Source organism: Novosphingobium resinovorum, assembly GCF_036352595.1.
Lineage (GTDB): Bacteria > Pseudomonadota > Alphaproteobacteria > Sphingomonadales > Sphingomonadaceae > Novosphingobium > Novosphingobium resinovorum_B.
The window spans coordinates 12,665-37,170 of record NZ_JAZFAX010000033.1; the positions used below are offsets into that span (position 1 = coordinate 12,665).

At 61.2% G+C, this 24,506-nt stretch carries 21 protein-coding genes; 13 read left to right on the forward strand and 8 right to left on the reverse strand.

All coding sequences use genetic code 11. The annotated features are described in order from the left end of the window. Position 1: 1 nt before the first annotated feature. Positions 2-490 (reverse strand): hypothetical protein, encoded by a 489-nt coding sequence (locus V2S85_RS22190; protein WP_330704989.1) that lies wholly within the window; start codon positions 488-490, stop codon positions 2-4. On the opposite strand from V2S85_RS22190, the gene V2S85_RS22195 reads away from it, so the two are divergent. Continuing rightward, positions 455-1,486, forward strand: coding sequence for a TIGR02391 family protein (locus V2S85_RS22195; protein WP_330704990.1), 1,032 nt, complete (start codon positions 455-457; stop codon positions 1,484-1,486). The genes V2S85_RS22190 and V2S85_RS22195 overlap by 36 nt on opposite strands. 12 nt (positions 1,487-1,498) lie before the next feature. Further along, positions 1,499-1,981, forward strand: a complete 483-nt coding sequence (locus V2S85_RS22200; RefSeq protein ID WP_330704991.1) for a GNAT family N-acetyltransferase — start codon at positions 1,499-1,501, stop codon at positions 1,979-1,981. A gap of 342 nt (positions 1,982-2,323) precedes the next feature. Here V2S85_RS22200 and V2S85_RS22205 read toward each other — a convergent pair whose 3' ends face one another. Then, complete coding sequence (locus V2S85_RS22205; protein WP_330704992.1) at positions 2,324-2,770, reverse strand: Rrf2 family transcriptional regulator; 447 nt, start codon at positions 2,768-2,770, stop codon at positions 2,324-2,326. Positions 2,771-2,857: 87 nt separating this feature from the next. On the opposite strand from V2S85_RS22205, the gene V2S85_RS22210 reads away from it, so the two are divergent. Beyond that, on the forward strand, positions 2,858-3,637 hold the full coding sequence (locus V2S85_RS22210; RefSeq protein WP_330704993.1) for a class I SAM-dependent methyltransferase: 780 nt from the start codon (positions 2,858-2,860) through the stop codon (positions 3,635-3,637). Positions 3,638-3,981: 344 nt separating this feature from the next. Here V2S85_RS22210 and V2S85_RS22215 read toward each other — a convergent pair whose 3' ends face one another. From V2S85_RS22215 to V2S85_RS22225, 3 genes are all read right to left on the reverse strand, one after another. Then, positions 3,982-5,040, reverse strand: a complete 1,059-nt coding sequence (locus tag V2S85_RS22215) for a nucleotidyl transferase AbiEii/AbiGii toxin family protein (RefSeq protein ID WP_330704994.1) — start codon at positions 5,038-5,040, stop codon at positions 3,982-3,984. After that, a complete protein-coding gene (locus V2S85_RS22220; protein ID WP_330704995.1) occupies positions 5,037-5,708 on the reverse strand; it encodes a DUF6088 family protein in 672 nt (223 codons plus the stop codon). The genes V2S85_RS22215 and V2S85_RS22220 overlap by 4 nt, the downstream gene beginning before the upstream one ends. 403 nt (positions 5,709-6,111) lie before the next feature. Then, a complete protein-coding gene (locus V2S85_RS22225) occupies positions 6,112-7,350 on the reverse strand; it encodes a hypothetical protein (RefSeq protein WP_330704996.1) in 1,239 nt (412 codons plus the stop codon). A gap of 137 nt (positions 7,351-7,487) precedes the next feature. Here V2S85_RS22225 and V2S85_RS22230 point away from each other — a divergent pair, with 137 nt between their 5' ends. Continuing rightward, the gene (locus tag V2S85_RS22230) at positions 7,488-9,215 is read left to right on the forward strand and encodes a hypothetical protein (RefSeq protein ID WP_330704997.1); all 1,728 of its coding nucleotides are present in this window, start codon (positions 7,488-7,490) and stop codon (positions 9,213-9,215) included. An 84-nt stretch (positions 9,216-9,299) separates the two neighbouring features. Here the strand turns inward: V2S85_RS22230 and V2S85_RS22235 are convergent, their stop codons facing one another. From V2S85_RS22235 to V2S85_RS22245, 3 genes are all read right to left on the reverse strand, one after another. Further along, complete coding sequence (locus tag V2S85_RS22235; RefSeq protein ID WP_330704998.1) at positions 9,300-10,166, reverse strand: nucleotidyl transferase AbiEii/AbiGii toxin family protein; 867 nt, start codon at positions 10,164-10,166, stop codon at positions 9,300-9,302. Next, positions 10,159-10,782, reverse strand: coding sequence for a type IV toxin-antitoxin system AbiEi family antitoxin domain-containing protein (locus V2S85_RS22240; protein ID WP_330704999.1), 624 nt, complete (start codon positions 10,780-10,782; stop codon positions 10,159-10,161). Before V2S85_RS22240 ends, V2S85_RS22235 begins: the two co-directional genes overlap by 8 nt. Positions 10,783-10,897: 115 nt before the next feature. Beyond that, positions 10,898-11,365: a very short patch repair endonuclease gene (locus V2S85_RS22245; RefSeq protein WP_330705000.1), complete on the reverse strand. Its 468-nt coding sequence runs from the start codon at positions 11,363-11,365 to the stop codon at positions 10,898-10,900. A 76-nt stretch (positions 11,366-11,441) separates the two neighbouring features. On the opposite strand from V2S85_RS22245, the gene V2S85_RS22250 reads away from it, so the two are divergent. The 9 genes from V2S85_RS22250 (at position 11,442) to V2S85_RS22290 (ending at position 23,975) form a co-directional block, all read left to right on the forward strand. Continuing rightward, complete coding sequence (locus V2S85_RS22250) at positions 11,442-13,052, forward strand: DNA cytosine methyltransferase (RefSeq protein WP_330705001.1); 1,611 nt, start codon at positions 11,442-11,444, stop codon at positions 13,050-13,052. Positions 13,053-13,192: 140 nt separating this feature from the next. After that, positions 13,193-15,832 (forward strand): Z1 domain-containing protein, encoded by a 2,640-nt coding sequence (locus tag V2S85_RS22255; RefSeq protein WP_330705002.1) that lies wholly within the window; start codon positions 13,193-13,195, stop codon positions 15,830-15,832. Then, positions 15,822-16,835, forward strand: a complete 1,014-nt coding sequence (locus V2S85_RS22260; protein WP_330705003.1) for a PD-(D/E)XK motif protein — start codon at positions 15,822-15,824, stop codon at positions 16,833-16,835. Before V2S85_RS22255 ends, V2S85_RS22260 begins: the two co-directional genes overlap by 11 nt. Next, positions 16,817-18,658: a hypothetical protein gene (locus V2S85_RS22265; RefSeq protein WP_330705004.1), complete on the forward strand. Its 1,842-nt coding sequence runs from the start codon at positions 16,817-16,819 to the stop codon at positions 18,656-18,658. Before V2S85_RS22260 ends, V2S85_RS22265 begins: the two co-directional genes overlap by 19 nt. Then, on the forward strand, positions 18,655-19,569 hold the full coding sequence (locus tag V2S85_RS22270) for a hypothetical protein (protein ID WP_330705005.1): 915 nt from the start codon (positions 18,655-18,657) through the stop codon (positions 19,567-19,569). Before V2S85_RS22265 ends, V2S85_RS22270 begins: the two co-directional genes overlap by 4 nt. Beyond that, positions 19,566-20,363, forward strand: a complete 798-nt coding sequence (locus tag V2S85_RS22275) for a DUF6339 family protein (protein ID WP_330705006.1) — start codon at positions 19,566-19,568, stop codon at positions 20,361-20,363. The genes V2S85_RS22270 and V2S85_RS22275 overlap by 4 nt, the downstream gene beginning before the upstream one ends. A 28-nt stretch (positions 20,364-20,391) precedes the next feature. Further along, entirely contained in the window at positions 20,392-21,393 is a 1,002-nt protein-coding gene (locus tag V2S85_RS22280) for an HNH endonuclease (RefSeq protein ID WP_330705007.1), read from the forward strand. A 54-nt stretch (positions 21,394-21,447) separates the two neighbouring features. Further along, positions 21,448-23,094, forward strand: a complete 1,647-nt coding sequence (locus tag V2S85_RS22285; protein WP_330705008.1) for an AAA family ATPase — start codon at positions 21,448-21,450, stop codon at positions 23,092-23,094. Beyond that, positions 23,091-23,975, forward strand: a complete 885-nt coding sequence (locus tag V2S85_RS22290; RefSeq protein ID WP_330705009.1) for an HNH endonuclease signature motif containing protein — start codon at positions 23,091-23,093, stop codon at positions 23,973-23,975. Before V2S85_RS22285 ends, V2S85_RS22290 begins: the two co-directional genes overlap by 4 nt. The last annotated feature ends 531 nt before the right edge of the window (positions 23,976-24,506 follow it).

Genomic DNA, 24,506 nt, shown 5'->3' on the forward strand with positions numbered 1-24,506 from the left:
CTTAGCCCTCGACGCGGATGTCGGGGACCAAGTCGAAGCACAGCTCGCAGTGGCCGCGCTTGACCAACTTGTGCAGCGGCGTGTCGGTCGGCGGGCGATCGGTGCCGCCGCAGACCTGCAGGACGTGCTCTGCGGCGTCGCGCTCGGCCAGCTTGAAGCGGTCGACCGCCCACGCCTTAACGCGGCGCACGCGGGCGCCGGGCGCGAAGCTGTGGCGCTTGGTCTGCTCAAGGTAGTGGATGGTGATGTCGATCTTGCGACAGCGGGCGAGGTGCAATTTCGCGCCGTGCTTGATGCTGTGCGGGCGCTTGTGGCCGTGCCACTCGATCGGCTCGTCGTCCTCGTCGTGGAAGAGGATGAACTCCTCGTCAATCTCGATGCCAGCCGCTTTGACGGTGGCGTGGACGATCTCGATCGAGGCGTTCTCGGACAAGTCGACCTCGACGAGGCGATCGTGACCCTGGACGGCGATGAAAACAATATGGGGCATTGGGCTTGGCTCCTGATCGGGCGGCGAACCGGCCGCCCTCACAAACCCAAGCGAAATCCGGACGGAAAAATCGGGAAGAAATCTTCAGCCCGGTTGCCCTGGTCGCCTTGGCGCATCGCAGATGGGCCAAACATCTTCTCGCCGTCAGCACCGTCCGATAAGGATCGGCTCATGATCGAAATCCATGACGCGATACCGGACCATGAGGCACTGCTTGCGCTCGCGCCCGAAGAGCTAGCGGGCAAGCTGCTCTTCCTGATGCGCGTGCGCTTCGAGCGCGACAAAAACCAGCTCCAGACGAGCGATTTCATCACCGAGGTGATGAGCGAGAAGCTGCCCTCGGAAGGCGGCAAGGGCTATCCGCACGAGGCGCGTGTCTCGGTCACCTTCGCGCTCACCGAGGCTATGATGTGGTTGCAGGCACAAGGCCTGCTGATCCCCTTCCCCGCCGATCATACGGCGCCATGGCGCATGCTCAGCCGCCGCGCCCGCGCCTTCGAGACGACCGAGGATTTTCAGCAGTTCGTAATGGCGAAGCGCCTCAATCGCGAGTTGCTACATCCGGCGATCGCCGAAGAAGTGTGGCTGGCGTTCGTGCGCGGTAATTTCGCGGCGGCCGTTTTCCAGGCGATGCGCGCGGTCGAGATCGCTGTGCGAGAGGCTGCAGGCTTCGAAGCGAGCGATCACGGCGTGGCGATGATCCGTCGGGCGTTCCACAAGGACAACGGGCCGCTGCGCGATCCGAACCAGGATGATGGCGAGCGCGAGGCGCTCATGCATCTCTTCGCCGGCGCGATCGGCTCTTACAAAAATCCGCATTCACACCGGGCGGTGGAAATGAACGATGCGGGTGAGGCGATCGAGGTGGTGATGCTGGCCAGCCACCTGCTCAGGATTGTCGATGCGCGCAAGCCCGCACCCCCGCAGGGCGAGCCGAGTCCAGTAGCGGAAGCGGCGGTCACCGCCGCGGCGACAGCAGCGCCTGCGGAAGGCTGAACGATGGCACATATGACCGATCCGATGAGCGCGCTGGTTCAGTTCCAGGAGGCGTTCGAGCAGGGCTTGATCCCTGTCCAGCCGGGGCGGCGGGACAGCGACCTCCTGTTCGCGCCGGACACGCCCAACGGGCATCCGCGCTTCAACTATATGCGGGCCGACGGATCGACGCTCACGGTATTGGTGATGTTCGCCCAGAACGGGCTGGAGGATGGCGAGCCGGTGTTCAACATCGGCTATGCGGTGCCCGAGGCCTATCGCGGGCACGGCCTTGCCAAGGCGACACTGACAGCGGCGCTCGCCGAACTGTCGGCAGGGCTCGCAAGCGCGCGAATTCCCGCGATCTATGTCGAGGCGGTGATCGCACCGGACAACCCGGCGTCGCAGCGGGTCGCGGCCGCTATTTTCGACGCCGCGCCGACATCTATCATCGACAGCGAGTCCGGGCTGCCGGCACTGCACTACACGCGCCGCGTGGCGTCGTCGGCTGGCTGACCGGCGCTCGATAAGTCGGTGCGTCCAAAGTAGAGACCGGTTCCCGTCCGGTCCGCAATCGTCCAAGGTTGCTCATTCCGGATACGATTTCGGCGAAACCGCGAACGTCCACTTTCAAACCGACGCCGGTCGATCGGCCGGCCGCAGCTACTTCATGAACGAGAGGCAGGTTTCAGGGATCTGTTTTCGGCCGCCGAATGTCCGCAATGTTGGCGTCCCGAACAGCAGGTTCAAGCAGGGCAAACGGCAGGTGTCGGCATAAGCCGTCATTCCCGGTGCCACATCGGAACGGCGTGTGCTGGTCGCCTGCTGTCAGTGTTATGTAGCCAAAGGGTCAGGCGTTTATTTAGGCGCGACGCTATCAGCCTGAGCGCAATGCACTTCGAAGCCTCGCGCCAGTTCGGCGAGGCTGACCACGCCCAGCCGCGCGACCAGTAGCGCTTCAGCGTCTCGCAACGCATCCTCCACCGCAGCGTTGACGACCTTCTCGACCGCGCAGTTTGGATTACTATGCTCGTTACCGATTGCGAATATGCGCGAACCACCTACCGCCCGGTGGACATCGAGTAGCGAAACCGTCTCCAGATCCGCGGCGATGCCCCATCCGCCGCCATGCCCCCTCTCCGATCTGACATATCCCGCATCGCGCAGGCCTGCCATCGTGCGGCGGACGACTACTGGGTTCGTCCCGAGCATCCGCGCGATGGCGTCGGACGTCATCGGGCCATCATGGCGTGCCATGTGAAGAAGCACATGGAGCATTCTCGAAAGGCGACTGTCGTTTCGCACGGCAAGATCTTTCCCGGACGTGGAGGGATTGGCAAGCGCATCTCATCACGATACTTATATTGTTACATGATTCGTGGAGCGTTCGCCATGCCGGAGTTCGAGAGCCCAGACCATTGGGACACCGCCGCCCAGCATTATGAGAAGACGGCGCATCCCTTCACTATGCGCTATGCCAAGGCGGCGCTGGCGCGCGTTACGCTGACACCGGAAAGCCGCGTCCTGGATGTCGCGGCCGGCACCGGTGCGCTGGCGCTGACGGCAGCACGAAGCGGCGCGCAGGTGCTCGCAACTGATTTCTCCCCCGGCATGGTGGCACGCATTGCGGCGGCGAACATGCCCAATGTCGAAACACGAGTGATGGATGGACAGGCGCTGGCGCTAGACGATGGCAGTTTCGATGCGGTGTTCTCGATCTTTGGCGTCATCATGTTTCCCGACTGGCGCAAGGGCCTTGCCGAAATGGCAAGGGTAACGCGCATCGGCGGGACAGGCGTTGTTGCGACATGGCAGGACCGGGGTGCCGCGACCTTCCTGCTGCTCGGCCAGATCCGTCGCAAGCTATTTCCTGATCGTGAAGGCATGACCATGCCGGACGCGGTCAAGGCGCTGAGCGACCCGACCGATTTCGCGCGCGAGCTGGTTCTTGCGGGATATCACGACCCACGGATCGAAGAGGTCACCTACGACTACCCGGTGGATATGACCTTGCTTGTCGAGCCCGATACCCTGTTCGGCATGTCGCCCGATTGGACAAGTCTAAGCGATGCGGAGAAAGTCGCAGTCATCGCCGAAGTGCGGGCTATGGCTGGTGATCGCACGATCCTTCCTATCCCTTCGACCGCGCTCATCGCGGTGGCCCGGCGGTGAACCAGACCATTTGCTGCTGAGGGCTTGGCGGCAATGTTCTGCCTCGAAGCGGGAATGGCGAGTTTCGGCAAGATCAGCCGGCCAGACGCGGGTCGGGGAACGGCTCGAGTTGGTCGACATAGCCACGAAGCGCCGATCACCGATGGCCCCTGCGGTGACGAATGAGATGCCTCAGAAGGTCATCGTTGGACCGTGCCATGCCATTCAAATCATTGGGTATCTGGACGCCGGTAAACCAGCTCGCACCTGAATGACGGGATGGTTCGAGTCCTTTTGGCATTCGGCTGCTCATGTCCGAAATACACACACAAATTTCGGACAATGAGCGATGCCGTAGGTGGTAATTATGCATCCGGTTCGTTCAACGAGCGCTGGAGCGTTTCGACGGTTGCGAGAACGTCATCGAAGTCGGGCACATCGCCGAAGATCATGCCGGCCATGGCACCATAGTCGCGGCGAAGGTCAGCGATCATCGCATCGGTCGGCATCAGGGAGAAGCTGCCGGGCTCAGCATGGGCAAGATCAAGGTCGCGGCTGTTGAAGAACATCCGGGCGTGTGCGACGCAATCCCTGCCGAGCGCGGGGTTAGCCATCGCTGAAGCGCCCGTGCCGGCGATCATCAGTTGGTGCACGTCGTAGTAATGGCGTGAGACGCGCTGGCCACCCGCACGCAGAACCTGCCGGGCGTCGAACCAGCGGCGCAGGCCATGGAGTATGACGACCTTGTCCCAGAAGGTGCGTTCCGCATCGACGATGGTCACGTTGGCAACCGTCAGATTGAGGGCGGGCAGATCGTCAGCGAGATAGGGAATGACGCTGTGGCGGGCATGAGGGTCGAGAGCGGATTTTGCCCCGGATTCTATTTTGACGGCTTTGCGGATGTAGCCATCGGACTCGGCGGTCACGCTTGGATACCAAAGGAGAATGCTCTGGGCGCTTTCATCGTCCCGATCGAGTTCGACCTTCGCGCCTGCCATGCCCTCGCCAACTGCATCGGCTAGGGTCTTCGAAAGCTGGGCGAGCAGGTCTCCGCCTATGAAGGCCTGGCATGCCGCCTTGATGGCGTCGAGCTTTGCCTGTCGCTTCTTACCGGACATCTCCTCCAGCGCCTCGACGCTTGCATCTTGGCCGATGTCTTCACGAAACACTGTGATGTCGATGTCTTCGGAGAAACGTTGAATCAGGCCGAAGCCCTTCGACAGCGATGTGCCCCCTTTGAACAGGAAGCGCGGGTCGTGGGACGCCGGACCATTGAAAAGCGCATCGAGCGTCCAGCAGACCCAGAAATCCTTCTCGATATTCTGGGGCGCAGTGCCGAGCCGCTGCCCGGCGCCGATAAACACATCCCGTCGATCCGTCGGGTCGGCGGCGAGGAACTGGGCGTAAGCGGGATTCATTGTCATGCTCGCTTGGTCTTCGGACGGTTGGCTGACGCGGTAGCCGGCATCGTATCGCGCAGGAGATTCTGCATCCAGAGCGGGAGCGTCAGCATATCGGTCTGAAGGTCGTTGACGATGTCGGCGCCGTGACCGGGGTGGGCGAAGATGTTGCGCAGACGCTTGGCAACATCCGGATCGGTATCGCCCCCGGCGTCGTGCAACCAATGCAAGGCCTGCACGACCCGCATCGCTGGTCGCCCAGCCCAATGAAGCCGACTTGGCGCAGTGGTTTTGAAATCGATCTTGAGGTTGCCGAGCGTGATGGGCTTCAACCTCGCGTCCGTGTGGACGACGATACGAGCAGGGACGGCATCGGAGAGTCCTAGATCGTTGGCTGCGGTTACGCCATCGACGAGGATACGGGCTTGGTCCCGGCGAGCCAGCGCATCGATGACAGTGCGCGGATCGGGATTCGTGGGCTTGCCCGTGAGGGGGTTGAGTTTCGGCTTGTCATAAAGGCCGCGAGCAATCCTGCGGACTTCGCCGTTGCGGGTCAGTCGATGGAGCACTTGGTCGACAGCATCGCGAGAACCGAGGTCGAGAAAGTCCTGCGGCGTCCAGACCGAAGGCACTCCGCCGGAGACCATCCGGCTCGTTATGGCACTTTTGAGATCGAGACCCGGCCCGCGCATGGCAATTCCTTTGTCAGAAGCGTGTATACGCAATTCTGACAAACCGCAATTAATTTGTCAGATACATGACGCGAATTTCTGACAAATCACAAGAGGGGCTGGCGGCGTCGGAAACGCAGCGCGATGTCGGAAATAACTGGACGAACGTGGACGTTGATAGACGAACACGGACTCAGAAGAGCTTTCTGGGGCGCCGCTCAAGCGGTTGATTTCTCAGTCAAATCAGAGACTTGAGAAGTCGCCAAAGACATCATTAGCACGATCTGGATTCGTGGAAAAGGGTGGACGTCGTCGGACGACAGTATCTGCGGCATTTCATCGGACAACGCCATGCGGAGATTGCAGCCGCCAGTTTCAGCAATTTCTGCAGAGATCGTCTCTCGGCAGCCAGCGGCGAAGTAAGTCAGTAATAGGCTGGTGACCGAAAGTCGTGATCGTCGTCCTCGGCAAACAGCCGGCTCTCCTTGAGCCGACGCTCGAGACCATCTGCCGACAGCGCCAACTCGCGACGCGCCAGCTTTTCCTCCGCAAACGTCACAAGAATCGCAACCCTTCCGGACGCATCTGCTTTCAACTCGGCGCGCAGCGATGAGACAAAGCGCCGCAACCGATCGAGCGAGGCCATTTCCTCCAGCAGACTGTCGAGCGCCTTGGCCCGGCGTTCGTCGATGTGTTTCCGGCGAAGGACACTCTCGCGACGCTGCCGTTCTTCCTCGCGCTGCCGCGCATCCGCCTCTCGCCGCAGGCGATCCTCCTTCCGCGCGGCGACCAGGACCTTGATACCCACGGCGATGTCGACAGCCATCTTCTCAAGGCGCTGCACCTTGGCATCACGGTAAGAGCGTCGGGGACTGGCCCCCATTAGGTAGGTATGTTCCAGTTCGAACGAAAACTGCCCGGTGGGGTAATAATCCCACTCCGGAAAGCGCGGCGGGAAGATGCTGAAATCCTCGTCGTCCCATGAGGCGGACTTGCTCCAATATTTCTCGCGCTTCTTTCGATATGCGGCTTCCTCCGCCACCTCCTTCTCGGTGAGAACGTGCTTCTCGTGCCTCGTCGCCTCGGAGATCGAAAATCCGATTGTCTCGCCGTCGCATTCGAACGCTGCGGCCTTGTCCGTCTTTACGAGCCCGATACCGAGTGCGGCACCTGCTGCTGCAATCCGGTTCAGCACCAGTTGGAGACGCTCTGCGGAGTCGGGCGCGACTTCGATCTTGATGAGCCCGGGCTGTTCGACCGAAGCCAGACCCGTGACCGGAGCGGGCTTCGCCTTGCGAAGCTTCCCGATCGTCCGTTCGACGATCGGGTTGGACGGCGGCTCATCCCCGGCCTCGATCGTCGAAGCCAGCACGCGGGCGTTCTCGCGAGCTTCTGCGATCAGTTCCGGCTCCGCTTTCAGCTCTCCGCTGGCGATGGTGATCCGGTCGACGTCGCCGGTCTTCATCTTCGGCAGCGGAATCCGCTTCACCGGCTTGCCGGCTGCCTTCTTGGCCCACCACCCCAGCGGCGGATTGGGGATAGCGTGTTTTCTGCAAATCTTGTGGAGAGCAACGTCCGAAAGCACGAATTCCTTTGCCAAGTGGGTCATTGGCTTTGACCAGACAAGATCGTAGAATTCTTCGCGCGTGAACGTTCTGGACATGCCTGGCTTCTGCCTTGTCTAGGTTGCACTAATGCGAAAGTCCGGACGCTCGCGCGGGCCATTGGCAGAAGCATGTCATCCCTTCACCGGCAGCTGCTGATTGCTGGACTGGCGAGGAGGGCACGTGGGGGGTGTTCGTGACTGATGATCTTCGGGAATTCTACAACAGGCTGACCGAGGAGGAGGCAAACCTCGCGGGCAAAGTTGCGGTCGACCGCCTAGGCCTCCTAATGCGGATCGCCATCAACGAGCTAGATCTCGACTTCGAGGGTGTGCACCACGGAAGTGCATCAGCCGAGCTGGAGCAGGAGCGATCGTACATCATGCGCATCGGTGTGGTGCGCATCATCAAGCTTGCCATGGAGGCACACCCGGAGTTCGATGCGCCCACTGCGACGATCCAGCGCGATCCCGGATATTCTGGCGCGGTCCTGCAACTGATCGTCATGGCCGGGACGATCGAGCATGGTCGGCGCGTCGCGCAGAGCCTTTATGCCGTCGGAGGCCGCATCGAACGGCTGGACGACGGTTATCGAATCATTCTTCCTTCGAGGTTGCCCGATCTTGAACTGCACGAGCGCGAACTGGAGCGCCTGCATGTCGGAAATCATCGGTCGTTTCTCGCGGAAGGCTACGAGGCAGTTGTTGGCGAGGAGATCGGCGACGAGGTCAGAGCGCTGCTGACCGATCTCGTCTATCCCTTTGCTACACACTTCATCGGCTACGACTCAGCCCCGACGCTCGACTTCTATTTCTTCGGTCACGCCTACACCGACATGCTGCTCGCAAAAGGCTACGACACCTTTCATTTTTCGACGACGTTCGGCGGCATCACCTTCTCGAATTTCAAGCTTGCCGCGACCTTCATCGTGTCGGTCGGAATGAAGCACCGTGCATTCGTGCGCGCGCTAATGGAGAAGGTGCCGTCGATCCGGATAGAGGACGTACTTACTGTTTCGGTCGAGACCCCGGGCTACCTCGAGGGTCTCCGCGACTTCATCAATGAGTATGGCCGGCAGTTTACAGGGCACGTGCCGGTCACCGATGAGAATGTCCGAAGGATATTCGACGTGCTGTCGATTAGCCGACGCAACCTTGCCCTGCTCGAGAGACCGGGCGCACAGATACCACCGCTCATCCAGTGTTCCGACGGCCATGTGATCCGGCCGCTGGCCGGCGCCACGAGCGACGAGGTCATGCTCTTCCTCCTGAACGCGCTGCAGCATAGTTTTCCAAAGGACTACGACCGGGCGCAGCGTGCACGTGAAGGCGTCATGCAGCGGGCCGTGGAGAAGGCGGTCCGGGATGTGCTTCCGGCTCTCGAGTATCGCGGAAACATAAAGCTCCGACAGGGCCGAAAGGTGCTGACTGACCTCGATCTCGTGATCGTCGAGCCTTCGACCGATCGTGTCGTATTCGTGCAGTTGAAGCACCAGGACCCATATGGTGCTGACCTTGCTACGATGCTGACGCGGACCGGCAGGCTGAACCAGCAGGTAAGTGACTGGTTGAGAAAGGTGCGATCATGGATCGCCATGGCGAGCCCTTCCGAGGTTCGGGCAACCCTTCGCCTTCCTTCCAGTTCCACGAAGCCGAAGATCAGCCTTCTGGTTCTGACACGGCATTACGCGCACTCGCTTCGCAAGGTGGTCGACGGCGACGACGCCATGTTCGCGAACTGGAATCAGCTGGTGACTGCGGCCGGACGGTTGTCGGAGGATACGACTGCCGCCATCGGACTGCACGATCTCCTGGCCGAACTGGAAGGTCTCAGCGTTCCCGAGGAAATTGAATATCTCCCCGAGCCGGCGAGCAGCTGGGGTGTGGGAAATCTCCGCTTCACGATCGAGCAGGAGCAAGAATGAGACAGCAGCCTCCGTCGAGGAGTTGTCGCCGGCGCAGATCAGCTGCCGCAAGAAGAGCCGAGGGCGCTGTGAGCATGACGAGCGCTACGACGGCATCGACAGTCTCTGACACGACGGACCGACAAGCTCCCAAGCAGCCTCGATCACTTCCTCGAAACCGAGCTCGCTCAGCTCAAGCGACGCGGCATAGGCACGCCACTGGGCCTGTTTTGCATCGTCAGCAATCATGGTGCCGGACAGTCCGGGTGGCCTTTCGTCGGGGATCGCCGTTCTTCGACGGCCGAAGGTTGCGCGGATCGCGGCGTCTAGATCATCGGAATCAATTTGCAGCGCCTTGGGAATCGCCCAGAGGTCGAAGTAGTCCTTCATCCGCCCGTTGGTGACGCCGAGCGCGACCATTGCCTGAAACTTTTCGGCGATAACCGATGCAGGAGGATAGATCCTAATCTCAGGCTCGTCCATGCCAAGCATCGAAGGATAGGCCATGGTCCGTGCAGCGTCCGCGAGCGCGTCGCCGAATCCGATGTCGATCGTGACGGGTATCCGGCTTTTCTCAAGATAGGCATCGGCGCGCAGCCGCACTCCGCCATATTCCATTTCTTCCCTGATGACCGCAGTTCTGAGGCCGCCCGCATCGAAGACCAGTCCGTCGCCGGCATCGATCGACAGCACGCCTGCGAACAGCTCGCGCAGATGATCCGGGCCAGCATCTCCGTGACCGAGAAAGTCCACGTCTCTCGTCTCGCGCGAGCTGCTCTCGATCCATAGGGTGACAAGCATGCCGCCCTTGAGAATGAAGGAACCGCGATGTTCCGATATCGACAGGCGATAGAGCAGTCGCTCGAGGGCGTAGCGGACGAGCACTACATCATAGGCTCGCCCTTCGGTGCGTGCGAGGTTCAGCAGGCGTTGCTTAACCGAAGCCGCGATGTTGACCGGCGCCCTAGCCATTGGACGTGAACGCCTCGAGATAGGGCCGCATAATGTTCCACGCATCGCCGGCCATCGCAGCTTCTGCAATCGAGGCGGGCGTCGCCTTGCGCTGAGTCAGTGTGGCGCGGAGTGCTTCCACCGCCACGGACCGATCAACAAGCTTGCGATTTCGGAAGACGTCCGCGAGTGTCTTCGGGATCGAATAGATGGGAACGCGGGTCCCGGAGATCGTGTGATGCTCGACCCCCTGCTGTATGTATCGGTCCCGGAATTCGACGATGCGGATCGGCGGATAGGATGATGCAGACGGACTCCAGTCCTTCACGCTGACCGCCATCCAGACCTTTCGCGGCATCTGATCGGTCAGCTCGTGATATGCCAGCGCAGAAACCATCGCCACGACGCCGCGAGGAATCTTCTTCGCCGCCTCAGCAAGCGCCTGATGGGTGTCGATATCGCTGTCCGGCCGCTGATAGAGGCCGCGCGAGATGCGAACCAGCTCACCGGCCGCGACTGCACGGGATATGGTCTGGGGGTCGATGCCCTCGCTGCGCAGCTCATATGCGCGCACGATTGGCTGATGCATCAGCAGATGTGCGAGCAGTTTGCGCTGAGGTTGCCGATCGTCGCTCATGTGTCACATAACCTGGGTCTGTCTGATTTGAGACCCAGGATATGTGACGAGCCGTTGTCACATAACCTGGGTTTCCCTGGGATGAGACCCAGGATATGTGACGCATGCGAGTGTTTCAATCGCTCATTGCTCTGGGCCGGACCAATGCGCTCTCGTAAACGGCATGGTCCGACCGGAGCCACGTCCCGACGCTCTCCAGGGTCGAGGCCGCATGGGGCTTGCGGAGCCCGCATTCCCAGATGATGGCTGTCCGCCACTCCATCGATTGCAACGCCTCAACAACGCTCCTGTCCCGTTCGACATTGCGCTCGAACTTGCTGCGCCAGAATTCGAGGTTGCTGGCTGGGGTCGTGCACCAGTGACATCCTTCATGACGATGCCAGAAGCAGCCGTGCACGAAGATCGCAGCACGCCGCGAGGCCAGGACGACATCGGGCCGTCCAGGAAGATTCGCTGCGTGCAGCCTGTACCTGAACCCGGCGCGGTGGAGCGCCTTTCGCAGCAAAATCTCCGGCCGGGTGTTGGCGCCCCGGATGCCCGACATCATGCGGGACCGGGTCGCTTGGTCGACTACATCGACCATGGACAGCGGCCTGTCATTTCGCGTCGATGGTGGTAATCATCATCCCTTTGCCTAACCTTCGGAAAGCGTGCGAGTCTTGCCAAGATATTCAGTCGTCGACATTTTTGCAGGTCCGGGGGGACTCGCCGAGGGATTTTCGAGTGTTCCCGGTGCCGGCGATGAACATGCCTTCAGAATCGCCCTGTCGATAGAGAAAGAAAAATCGGCGCACGAGACCCTGCGCCTCCGCAGCTTTCTGCGCCAGTTCGATAACGCGCTTCCCGCTGTCTACTACGACTTCATCAACGGAAATGCGGCGGAACCTGACTGGGCTTCGCTGTATCCGGAAGAGTGGAAGGCCGCGGAAAGGGAAGCTTGGAAGCTAGAACTCGGCAACGAGGACCCTGCAGAACGGCTCGACGCGCAACTGGATGCGATCCGCGAGGAGAGCGATGGCAATGTCATCCTGATCGGCGGACCGCCATGTCAGGCTTACTCACTCGCCGGTCGTTCGCGCAATGCGGGCAAGGAGGACTATGTAGCGCTCGAGGACAACAGGCACTTCCTCTACCAGGAATATATCCGGATACTGGATCGCCTGAATCCCGCCGCCTTCGTCATGGAGAACGTGAAGGGTATCCTGTCCTCGTCGGTCGACGGGGAAAACCGCATCTTCGATCAGGTCCTCCGCGACCTTCGGGGAGAACGCGAAGGCGGGCGGGAATATCGGCTCATCGCACTTGATCCGCGCCGTCGACAGCAGCTTGATCTCGGGCGTTTCGAGCCGCGTGCGCCCGATTTCATAGTGCGTGCCGAGGACTTCGGCGTGCCCCAAGCTCGTCATCGCGTGATCGTGGTCGGACTCCGCGCCGACCTCGCCGAAGACCTGCCGGATCGAGCGCTGGCTGATCTCATGATCCGACACAATCTGAAGACGACAGTCGGCCACGCCTTATCCGGCATGCCTCGACTGCGGAGTGGTCTCAGCCAGGAGGCAGACGGACCTGATGCTTGGCGCGCCATCGTGCTCGCGGCGATGGCCCTTGTGGCCGAGCTGGAGACCAGTCTGACCGATGAGCAGCATGCTGACTTCGCCGAACGTGCCAGCGACTATCACAGCCGGTTCGCGGCACTGAATAATATCCCTGGTCGGGAAGGATTTGGCGTCGGGATTTCCGAGGACTGCCCGGAGGATCTGCGAGACTGGCTGACCGATCCGAAGCTGGAAACGCTACCGAACCATGCAACGCGGGGCCACATGGGCAGCGATCTGGCGCGCTATTTCTTTGCGGCCGTCTTCGCCGAGGTGACAGGCAAGTCACCGAAAGCATCGGACTTTCCGGAAGAGCTGGCGCCGGCGCACGAAAACTGGACCTCCGGCAATTTTGCCGATCGCTTCAGGGTTCAGCTTGCCACTGGTCCGTCGACCACGGTCACGAGTCATATCTCCAAGGACGGCCACTATTTCATCCATCCTGATCCGCTGCAATGTCGCAGTCTCACGGTCCGCGAAGCTGCCAGACTGCAGACATTTCCCGACAATTATCTGTTCAAGGGGAACAGGACCCAGCAATATACGCAGGTAGGAAACGCGGTTCCTCCGCTGCTCGCGCGATGGATCGGCGAGGCGCTGTACGCGATCCTCACCGCTGACCGCGATGAAGCGGCAGACACTCTCGAGGATGCTGCCATCCCGCGGACTGGGTGACCAAGCTCATCAGTTCGGATGTCTAACTGCGGTACCGCAAGTATTTCGAAACGGCGGCTTTATGACTTGTCGGTTGCTGGCACGCTGTGCACAACGGCACCTGAATTGGGACTCGAACTTCAGGGCCTGGGGGAGGCTTGATGCCATCAGCAACACAGACAGACGCGTTTGCCAGGCAGCTGCGCGCGCGCCTCGCGACAGCGGTTGATGTCGATGATGCGGCTCGCCTCGTGCGCGCTGATCTCGAGCCGATTCTCGGGGCCTTCACGCCCGAACAGGAGGAGGACTTTGCCGCCGCGATCGAGAGCGTCAGAGCGACGATCCGCCCCGTGGAAATTCTCCGGGTCAATTCCATGTTCCGTGTGCGCCAGCAATGGTATCGCGGACCTGCGGAGGGCGACCGGCACTGGCCGGCACTGCGATCCTACCTCGTGGATTCCAAGGGCTGGTCGGCCGAGACGGTAGACGAGCGGATCGGTGCAGCGTCCAACGAGATCGTCTCGCTGCTCGAAAATCCGTCGACCGAAAGCTTTGCCTGTCGAGGTCTGGTGATCGGCCACGTCCAGTCGGGCAAGACCGCAAACATGACGGCGGTCATCGCAAAGGCGGTCGACGCTGGCTACAACTTGGTGATCATTCTTGCCGGGCTGACAAATAAGCTGCGTCGGCAGACACAGAGCAGGATGCGCAAGGATCTCGTCGACCGCCTCCGTGACCGCTGGGAGCTGCGAACTAGCGAGGACGATCAGGGCGATTTCCGAATGCCACCGAACGGAGGATTTCCTGCGCCGGCAGAGGGGGTCGTGCAGCTCGCGGTCGTGAAGAAGAACGTCGCACCGCTCGGTCAGCTTCTTGCGACGCTTGATCGTACCTTGCCGGCCGTGCTCCGCCGGCTCCGCGTACTCATCATCGACGACGAATGTGATCAGGCGAGCGTCAATACCGCTTCGGGCGAATATGACATGACCCGGATCAACGAGAACATTCGGCTGATCCTGAAGAAGTTTCCGGCAAACTCCTATGTCGGCTATACCGCGACACCCTTCGCGAATGTGCTGATCAACCCGTTTCCCGTCAACGGCGGCGAGCTGGACGACCTCTATCCGAAGGACTTCATCACCGCACTTCCGACGCCGGACGGCTATTTCGGCACGGAAAGGCTGTTCGGCCGCCCGCCCGCCGATGCCGACGCGCCCCTGCCCGAGGAAGAGGGTCTCGACATGATCCGGGACATCGAGGAGGATGAGATCACGCTGCTGCAGCCGCCGAGCCGGGCGGAAAAGGATGCCTTCCAGCCGCGCATGCCGTCCTCGCTGGAAGATGCGGTCCTCTATTTCCTCGCATCATGTGCGGCGCGCCGTTTCAGGGGCCAGGCCGACACCCACATGTCGATGCTGATCCACACCTCTGCCTATGTGATCATGCATGATCGGCTCGCGACGCTGGTCAAGGCTTGGCTGGAAGTGATCGGCGACCAGCTCGGTGATTCCTCTTCGGCTCTGTGCCAGCGAATGCTCGCCCTCTGGGATGCCGAGCAGCTCAGAATTCCCGCGGGCGTCTGTCCCCATCCGCATGTCACCTCCGAACGGCTGCTTCCTTTCATACCGGCGGTCCTCGAAGCGCTCGAAGTGCCGGTGGAGAACGGCGTCAGCGAGGATCGCATCGACTACGACGGAGCACCGAAGACCTATATCGTGGTTGGCGGATCGATCCTGGCACGTGGTCTCACTATCGAAGGGTTGTGCGTCAGCTATTTCCTTCGCACCTCGAGCCAGTACGATACGCTTCTGCAAATGGGCCGCTGGTTCGGCTATCGCCCGAACTACGAGGAGATGCCGCGCATCTGGATGACCGAGGCGCTGTCGACCGCATTCCGATCGCTCGCCCTAATCGAGGCGGAAATTCGCGAAGACGTCGCCGAATATGCCATTCGCCACAACACGCCGATGGAATTTGCGGTTCGCGTGCGATCCATTCCGGGCATGGCCATCACCGCGGCGAGCAAGATGAGATCGGCCGTGCTGACCGACGTGAGCTACGCCGGAAAGCATGTGCAGACGATCCGCTTCGATCACCACGATCAGCGGATCGTCCAGACCAACTGGAACGCTGCCTCGAATCTGATGACCCAGGCGACCGACCTTGGTCTTCGATCTGCTGATCAAGCGAGTGTTCTGTATGAGGGCGTTCCCGGCAGGCTGATCGTCCAGTTCCTGCGTGCCTATTCCGTTCAGGCGTCACATCGGGAGCTGTCCGCAGACTTCCTGCTCGGCTATCTCGATGCGTCAGGCGACAGCCAGAAGACTTGGAGCGTCGGCGTCGTGCAGCCGCGCGTCGGCCCTGTTGCTGCCGAGCCGCTTGGAGGCCTTGGACCTGTCAGGCTGTCGACGAGAAGCCGGCTCAACCGGCCCGAGGACTTTGCCGACATCAAGGCGTTGATGTCGAAGCGCGATGTCCTGTTCGACTGCGGCGCGGCCGGGAATGGCGTGCCGAGCGGAGACTGGAGCGAGCTCAAGACGGCACGCGCCGGAATTGTCGGGCAGGTGCCGCTGCTGCTGCTCTATCCGATCGATCGAGCGTCGCAGCCTCGACCGAGCTCGACCGAGCGCTCGCCCCTCGATGCCATCGGCGACCTCGTCGGCTTCGGCATCGTCTTCCCCGGCAGGGCCGAAGGAGCCGGCGGATATTACAGCGTTGTGCTGGAACCTCCGTCAGCGGACGATCTGGAGGAGATCGAGGACGAGATCGCTGTGCAGCTCGAGGCCGGGCGTGCCCGCTGAATCGTCGATCGATCACTGGGAAATGCTTCGCCGAGGCGGACAGGCGTCGACAGCACTCGAGATTCCGAGCATTGACACAGGGATCGAGACCGGATCGGGTTCGGTGCGTCTTGCCCTCGGCAATGCAGGCGAGCTCAGGCTGCTCCTTCCCGTTCGCCAGAGCGAAAGGATTGCCGAAACTCCGTCGAGCGATGCTCTGGGCATTGGCGTTGCGACCTACTCCCTCGGCGGTACCCCGATCCGCTATCTGGACATGACATGCCTAATAGGTGCGCTCGATGGCGTGTTTGCGGATGTGGCCGGCGAGATCATAGACCGGATCGTCGGCGGTGCGTCCCCTGTCGAAGCATGCCGCACGACGATCGAGGACTTCCGCTCTCTCCTGATCGCACCTGAAGCGGAAGTCAGCATTCAGGAAATTCAGGGACTGATAGGCGAGCTGCTGATGCTGCGGACGCTGCTCGACCTGGATCCGACAGCCTGGAGACTCTGGCGTGGGCCGCTTCGCGAACGCCACGACTTTCACGGCGGGTTGCTGGCCACCGAAGTGAAGACGACGAGCAGGTCGGCGATGCGCAGGGTAACGATCTCGGCTGTGGACCAGCTTCTTCCGCCCGCAGGAGGGTCGCTGACTCTTGCAGTGTTTCAGCTGGCGGAAACGGCCGGCGGAGACATCTCGGTAGCGAGACTGACTGCCGATATCCTGCGAGCTGCCTCCGACAGGCAGGAGGTTCTCCGCCTCGTCGCGGGCTACGGCTGCACCGATCACGAATCCCGTGACTGGAATCGCTGCCGCTTTCGCCTAGAAGACGAGCATCACTATCTGGTCGACGCCCGCTTTCCGCGCGTCATCCCCGAAAGCTTTCCAGACGGCGTCGTCCCGACGGGAGTCGAGGAGATATCCTACGCAGTGAACCTCGGAACGGCGGAGCAGTGTCGTTTGAGCAACGTCGCCGTCGACGCCAGAAATGCGGAGCTGGTCGCGTGCCTCGACCACATCTGACACTTCACTCGGAGGCGTACGCGGCCTCCGGTAACCTCGCAGCCGACGGCTATCGCAAGCTTCTTGGGGCGCCCTCGATCGATCTTGTGCAGACTGTCGTGCGAGAGGCGGTCCAGAACAGCTGCGACGCCGCACTTTCCGACGGAGGCGCGGAAGTTCATTTCCGTGTCCGTGCTCTCCAGCCAACCGAGCTGCAGGCGCTTCGCGAAATCGTGCTTGCCGATCGGCCTCTCGACGAGAGCGCTGCAGAGCCGCTCGACGCCTTTCTGTCGAGCTTCGCGCCGCATGTTCTGGAGATATGCGATTTCGGGACGGCGGGCCTCGCAGGGCCGACGCGCGCAGATGTGGCAACGATGGAGGACGAGCCAACCGACTTCGTCGATTTCTTGAGGAATGTAGGCTCGAGGCGAAACACGACGCACGGCGGCGGGACATACGGTTACGGAAAGACCTCGCTGTATCTCGCCAGTCGCTGCTCGACGATCGTCATCGACAGTCAGACCACGCATTTGGGAGAACCTCGACGCCGGGTTATTGCGGCACAGCTGGGTTCCGCGTTCAGCGCGAAAGATGCTCAGGGCGTTCGTCGTCGCTTCACCGGGCGACACTGGTGGGGACGGGTATCGGGCGAAGACGAACATGTCGATCCGGTCGAGGGGGGCGATGCGGCCGAGCTCGCCAACGCTCTCGGCTTTCCACAGAGGTCGCCAGAGCACAGCGGCACATCAATCATGATCCTCGATCCGCTGTTCGTGGAAGAGGATCGCGAGCGTGCGATCGACCTGATCGAAGAGGCGCTTCTCTGGTTCTTCTGGCCCCGCCTTCTGGAAGGAACGCCGGATGACAGGAAGATGCATTTTCGCATCTTCGTGGACGGCGAGGAGCGACCGCTGCCTCGCCCGGAGGACTTCCCGCCGCTTGATCTCTTCGCACGCGCGATGAAGAGCATGCGCGCCGATCCTCCCGGCGGCGACATCGTGCGATCCCTTCGCCCAAAGCGTGATCTTGGTCGCTTGAGCTTTGCGCGCGGCCTCCGTGCCGAACGCGTTGCACCCGCAGGTCGCGAGGGCAGCCTGTTCCCCGATCGCTCCGCCGCGATCGCGGTGATGCGGCCGGTGGAGCTGGTCGTTCGATATTTCACCGGGACGCAGATTGCGGATGACCGTTTCGAATGGGCCGGGGTCTTTGTCGCCTCGGATGACGACACGGTGGAGGAAGCCTTCGCCAAAGCAGAACCGCCGGCGCATGATGACTGGCAGTACGAGGCTCTCTCGGACCGAGCGGCTCGCAGCATCGTCAAGATCGCTGTTGACCGTATCCGCACGGCAGCACTCGAATATGCAAACCCGGTTTCGGCGCCTGCGCCGGAAGGAGACTTGGCGCCGTCGCTGGCCGGTGTTGCGGGACTGTTCGGTCGAGCGCTGGAGGGTGATGGCGAGGGTGCCGGCCCGCGTCGGCCAGGCCCGGGCGGTGGCGGAGGTGGTCGCTCGGGACCGTCTGTAACACGACCCGCGTTTGTCAGACTGGAGCTGAGTGAAAGCGGGCTTGTCGCTGTCTTCGAGCTTGCCGTCCGCGGCGCGGGTCCGTCGCTCTCGCTCCATCTCGATCCACTGCTGGTGATGGATGGCGGGACGGCACCGGAGTCAGCGACCGCGCTACGGCCCACAGTCACGCGTATTGTCGACGAACACGGACAGGAGCTCGCAGTCGACGCCCCGGTTGCCATCGGCGAAAGTCGAGGCAGGTTCGAGGTTGCAGTTGCGATGCCGGCAGACTGCGCAGTGACGATGACCGCCCGCCTCAGCTCCGGCGAGGCTGAATGATGGGCCGGGTCGCATTTCCGTTTCTGACCCTCGATCAGACCACGATCAGCCCGGCGCCATGGGCTCTCCTCGAAGACGGCATTGAAACGCCGATCGCCGATGCGTGGCTTCCAGACTGGGATCCGGCGAGAGACCTCCGTCTGCGGCGGCTCGTGACCACCGACCTCGATCGCGCAGCCGATCAGCTGTCCATGGCTGTCGACAACGGTGCGCTCGAACTGGTGGTTCGGATCGGCACTGGCATCGGCAACATGCCGCGGCGGATCATCGCGACCTCGAGACTGCCGCTGACTCGTCTGGAGCCGACGATCGTGGTCGACGAACTGGTGTCCGGCCGCAGCCTGTCGCAGAGACTCCTCGTCAATACTCTCGTGCTCCTGCGCCGGCCGCGCGACGGTTCGCCGCTTTCTCCCGGTCGGGTCGGGTCGAAGCTCTGGTCGGATCAGCTCGACCTCCGCCTCGAAGGCGAGGAACCGCGCTTCCCGATGGAGGCCGTCAGCTTTCTGTCGCGTTTTGCCGGCCGACCCGAGGCCTATGCCCCTTGGCTGCTGCACTGGACGCCCGGCAATCTACATCGCGATTTCGGCGGGAGTGTCCGACTCTATCTCAACAGTGACCGCGCCGACGTGACCGATCGCCTGCTGGCGGGCGATCGCGCAACTACCCAGGTCGTGCTTGCCGATGTCATGACCCAGATCATGTCGGCTTCATTGCGTCAGAGTGATTTCGAACGGATCGCAGTCGAGGCCGATCCGTGCTCGATCGCCGGTCGGGCAGCGCACTGGATCGGCCTTGCCTTTCCTGACCAAGAGATTGCCGCCGTCCGCAGCATGATCGATCTCCGCCCGTCGACATTTCATGCCGGCATTCTGGCCGCAGCTGACATTGTCAGCGTGGAGGACGGTACATGATCGTGCAACTTTTCCCAAGGCTCGATCGTCTCGCGGTCGACGCGCTTCTGGCCATACGCGCCGACGACAAGGCGTGTCCGGAGCCCATCCTCGATGCCGACAGCTATCCGATCGAGACCCGCTATGCTGCAAGCGGCGGTAGTCCGATCAGGCACGACATTCTCGTCGACCTCCGCGCGCGACTGGTTGAGATCGCTGCCGGCTGCGGGTTTCCAGATCGGGGCAGTGCTTCGGACCGGGCGCGATTCGACGAGCAGGTGTCCGCCTTTCTCGCTGAACGGGATGAACTCGACGGGGGCGAAGCCCTGCGCGACGATGTCTGGGCATTCCTAGCCTGCGTGCTTCTTCCCGATCTTGTGGTCTGGCGGTTCGCCGATCGGCCCGCAGAGCGCTTTCACGGAGGGGTGCGGAACACATTCCAGCGTCTTTGGATGCGAGGCCGGATCTTGGACCGGGGTGCTGTAGAAGATCGCTGGGAGCTGCTTGGAGCGCTCACCGAGGATGCACTTGTCCAGATTACGGAGCGCCCGTCGATCGGCAATGACGCACGGCTGTCACGGGCGCTGGCGGAGGGCTGGTTGCGCGCATCGCGGCAACTTGGGCGTTCGGTAATGGAAGACGCCATGCGCGAGGCGGTGATCCGCCTGCGACTTCGCAATCAGGTGCAACTCCTCGCCGAACTTGATGACCGCGACCTAGAAGTGACGATTGACACATTCTTCGCGCAGGCGCCCACGGCAGCCGGGCCGGAACGCCGATCGTGGACGGATCGTCTGTTGGGTCGCGCAAAATGAGCGATCGTCATGATAAGGAACGCTCCGCGTGACCTCGCCAAAAGCATGGTCGCTACTCGCCGTCGAAGGGGTCAGGCAATATGGCGGGAATACGGGATACGAAGACGATCCCTCTGCCATCTACCGCTACGACAGCGACGTCGCCAATCATCGAAACGTGGGCAGCGGCGATGTAGCGGTCATCCGATCGGGCACTACTGTCCTTGGCATCGGAACGATCGAAGCGATCGTCGAGGGCCAAGGGTCGAAGGTCCGCCAGCGTTGTCCCGAATGCGGCACGGTCAACCTCAAGGCGCGCACGACACAGTCTCCTCGATGGCGCTGCACGAACGCGCACTTCTTCGAACGGGCGGCCGAGGAAACGGTTCAGGTAGCGACATTCGAGGCCCACTACGGAAAGACCTTCAAGGCGTGTCCTTCCGAAGTGACCCTCGGGGTACTCAACGATGCCGTCATCCGCCCCAATGATCAGATGTCGATCAAGGAAATTGATCTAGCGCGCCTAGAACCCATCCTGCTGTCTCACCCGGAAGTCGCGCCGATCGTTCGAAATCACGTACGCCGCCTAGCCCCCGAAGCAATCGGTACTGAGGGTAATGGAAGCGCGAACTCGATTATCGAGGAGCGGCGTCGCGTTCTCAGGGAAATTTCGCTGCGCCGCGGTCAGGCCCGATTTAGAAAGCGCCTGATTGATCGCTATGGCGCCCGATGTCAGATCAGTGGCTGCGAATTTCCCGGCTTGGTCGAGGCTGCGCATGTCAGTCCGTACGCTCGGTCCAGTGACAACAGCGAGACCAATGGCCTTCTTCTACGCAGTGACCTGCACACACTTTTTGATCTTGGTCTTCTTGGCATCGACCCGGTGACGTTGGAAGTAGCGATACATCAGGACGCCAAGCTTGCCGGGTATGACCTGTTCGACGGAAGGAAACTGAGCGTGAATGCTACCTTCGGCCCGAGCCGGGCTGCCCTGAAGGAGCGCTGGGCCTTCTACAGCGATCGACTAACGTCGCTGGACACTGACCAATGAAGCCGCTCACCGCCAGGCAACGCAAAATGAGGCGCGACGCTGCGGGAGGTCTAGTTGGCTGAGGCAGACGCTCGCTATCGGATCATCTTCGCGCGCGAGTTCGAGATGGCGCCATCGGAGCCCGGTACCATCGTTATCGTGCCAAATCCGCGTGTCCGTTCGCGGGCAGCGCAGATTGACGCAGACATCACGATCCACCCGCGCAAGGAAACCGGGATCGAGTTCGGTCGCCTCGGGTTTCAGGGGTTTGTCGGGTTTGTCGATGGGCGGCCACACAAGTCGACAAGTCAGACTCTTCCGCAGATCTTCAACGTCCGCAACGAGACAACGCTCGAACCCGCACAGATCGAGAGCTTCTTCTTCACGATGCTTCCAGCGATTGGCGCATATCGCGAACTCGTCAATCAGGCTGGTCCCGCCGAGGCGCGTCTGATCCTTCTCAGCCTGCATGACATGGTCGAGGGTGATGGTGCACCCGCACGACGAAACTGGTATCGGTCAGCGCGGGAAAGCCTTCTTTTCCAAGGCACATTCCTGCGCACCAGCGAGGCGTATTTCGCTTGGAAGAACGCTGGGACGCTCCTCGACGGCACACAGTTCGAGGAAATCGGTCGTCTTTCCGAAACGCTGTTCATCGACTACCAGCTTGCCGGCCGGCCGAACGCGCATTCGCTGAAGTTTCAGTTCTCGTTACACGAGCCAGTCCTTCCCAAGCGGTTTTCGGTTCTGATCGGCAAGAATGGGGTGGGTAAGAGTCAGGCCCTCGGTCGCATCGCCGAAGCCGCGCTGAAAGGCGACAGCGCGTTGAGGGATGGCAACGGCGAGCGGCCTCTGTTTAGCCGCGTGCTTGCCTTCTATCCAACGGTTCTCGCTTCCGCTGCCTTTCCAGTGGAGCGGCGTCGCGGCGCGCGCATCTGGTATCGTCGTTTCGCACTCAATGGCGCTGGCATAGGGCCGCGGCGTCAGACCACGCCTGATATCATCGTTGAACTTGCGCGCACGCGGGAAGCGATAAAGGACCGCGGACGACTGGAAATCTTTGCAGCCTCACTCGCGGCGATCGAGGGCCATCGAGAGATTTCGTTGCGGACGCGCGACACTCCCGCAAGATATCTTTCTCTGCGCGAGCTTCTTGAAATGGATGGAACGGCGGCGCGCGAACAGTTTGCGCTGGTCGACCTCAAGCAGGAACCTCTGCGACTGGTCAATGATCACGCTTACCCGTTGAGCAGCGGTGAACTGAGTTTTCTGCGCTTTGCTGCCCTTGCAAGTCTGCATGTAGAAAACAGCTCTCTGCTGCTGTTTGATGAGCCGGAGACCCACCTTCATCCCAATTTCATCAGTCAGTTTGTCGCATTGCTGGATACCTTGCTCGCGCAGACCGGTTCAGCGGCGATCATCGCCACCCATTCCGCATACTTCGTGCGTGAAGTCTTTGAAGACCAAGTCATAGTGCTCCGCTCTAGCGAGGATCGCGAGATTGTAGCTGAAGTTCCACGGCTCAAGACGTTCGGCGCCGACATCGGAACTATCTCCTATTTTGTCTTCGGAGAGGATGAGCCCTCCGCCCTCGCGAAGCGTCTGGAAGGCGAGATTGCGGGCCGCCATGATGACTGGACCGAGGTCTTCGAACGATACAAGGACCAGCTGTCGATGGACGTTCTCGGCGACCTTCGTGCGCGGATCGAAGGAGGCTCATGAACAGGCTCGACCTTCCCGTATTCGACAACGACGCTGCCTTGGATGAGCTGGCCAACAATGCGCTTCTCGCGAGCCACCCTCATCTGCTGCCTTATGTCGATGCGATCAAGCTGGGCTACGCGCAGTATCAGGCTGCGCAAGGCAACGCCCACGCCGTTCTCAACATCGCATTGCCCGCGAACATCGGAGGTTTTTTGAAGGGGCATTACGCCAGTCCGCCCAAGGTAATCGAATTCATTGACAGACTTCGTGACGAGGGTGAAATTAATACCTGCCCAATGTGCGGGTCATTCTTCTCCGGCACGCTTGATCACATCTTCCCCAAGGAAGACTTCGCCGTGTTCGCGATATTCGGTCTGAACCTCGTCCCGGCATGCAAGTGCAACAGTCGACGTGGGACGGCTCTGATCGGTCCAGGGCCAGGCGAGCGCGTGCTTCATCCCTATTTTGACGACGTGCTCGACCAGCGACTGTTGGGCGCGCATTTCGAGGATCTCGGACAGGCGCCCTTAACATCCATTCAGCTGTTGATTGATCCAGCTGACGCCGATTATGCCGCAGTCGCGTATCATTACCGCCGCATCGTCATGCGCACGCGCATTGCGGACTTCATGCGTCGCAGCTGGAGCAAGCTCATCGTACGGCCCAGCAATATTGCGATGGAGCTCCGACACAATCCTCAGACCCGAGGAGATCTCGAAGAAGTGCTCGAACGTCAGCGTGAGCGAGAGGATGATGTGGCCGAAAGCCGGAACAACTGGAAATCGGTCTTCCTGACTGGTCTGCTTGAAGATGAAGTAGTCGACTGGATGTTCGATCACCTCAGTCGGCCCGGCCGAGATCCTGATGGAGCTCTTCTGCCGGAAGAAGAGCCTACCTGATAGCGAGCTGGCCGATTCCGCAATCTTCTATCCGGTGGAAACTTCCGGGGTTGCCGCCAGGACGTGATAACTGCCGTTACCCGCCCGATAGACCACGAGCGCGGCGTGGCATCGTCTGTTTCCAGATTGAGCCAAGTCGACGGGTCGCCCGGCATGATCGAGACATAATCCGGCGAATCCTGGATAACGGATCTCATCTCGTCAGGCAGCGGACGGAAACTGACTTTATCGACAGCAAGGATCCTGCCGAGAAACGGAATGAACTCTTCACGCATCCTGATGCGTTGTCGTTCAGTCAACAGTTCCCGGTCGAAGGGTGACAGCGTCTCGCCTTTCTGAGGATTCGGACGGGTTGATCTAGAGCGCGAGCACACTCTGGGTCGAGCGCTTTCGTCCAATCTCTTCCACGAAAAACACACGCGCCGGCGGCGTGACCCAGCGTCAGTCGATGCCATGCTGCACATTGTCGTTGACGGGTGTCGCCGCTCGCATCTTTCCCCGGGATTAGCGCAAACGGCTCATGCCGAGTGG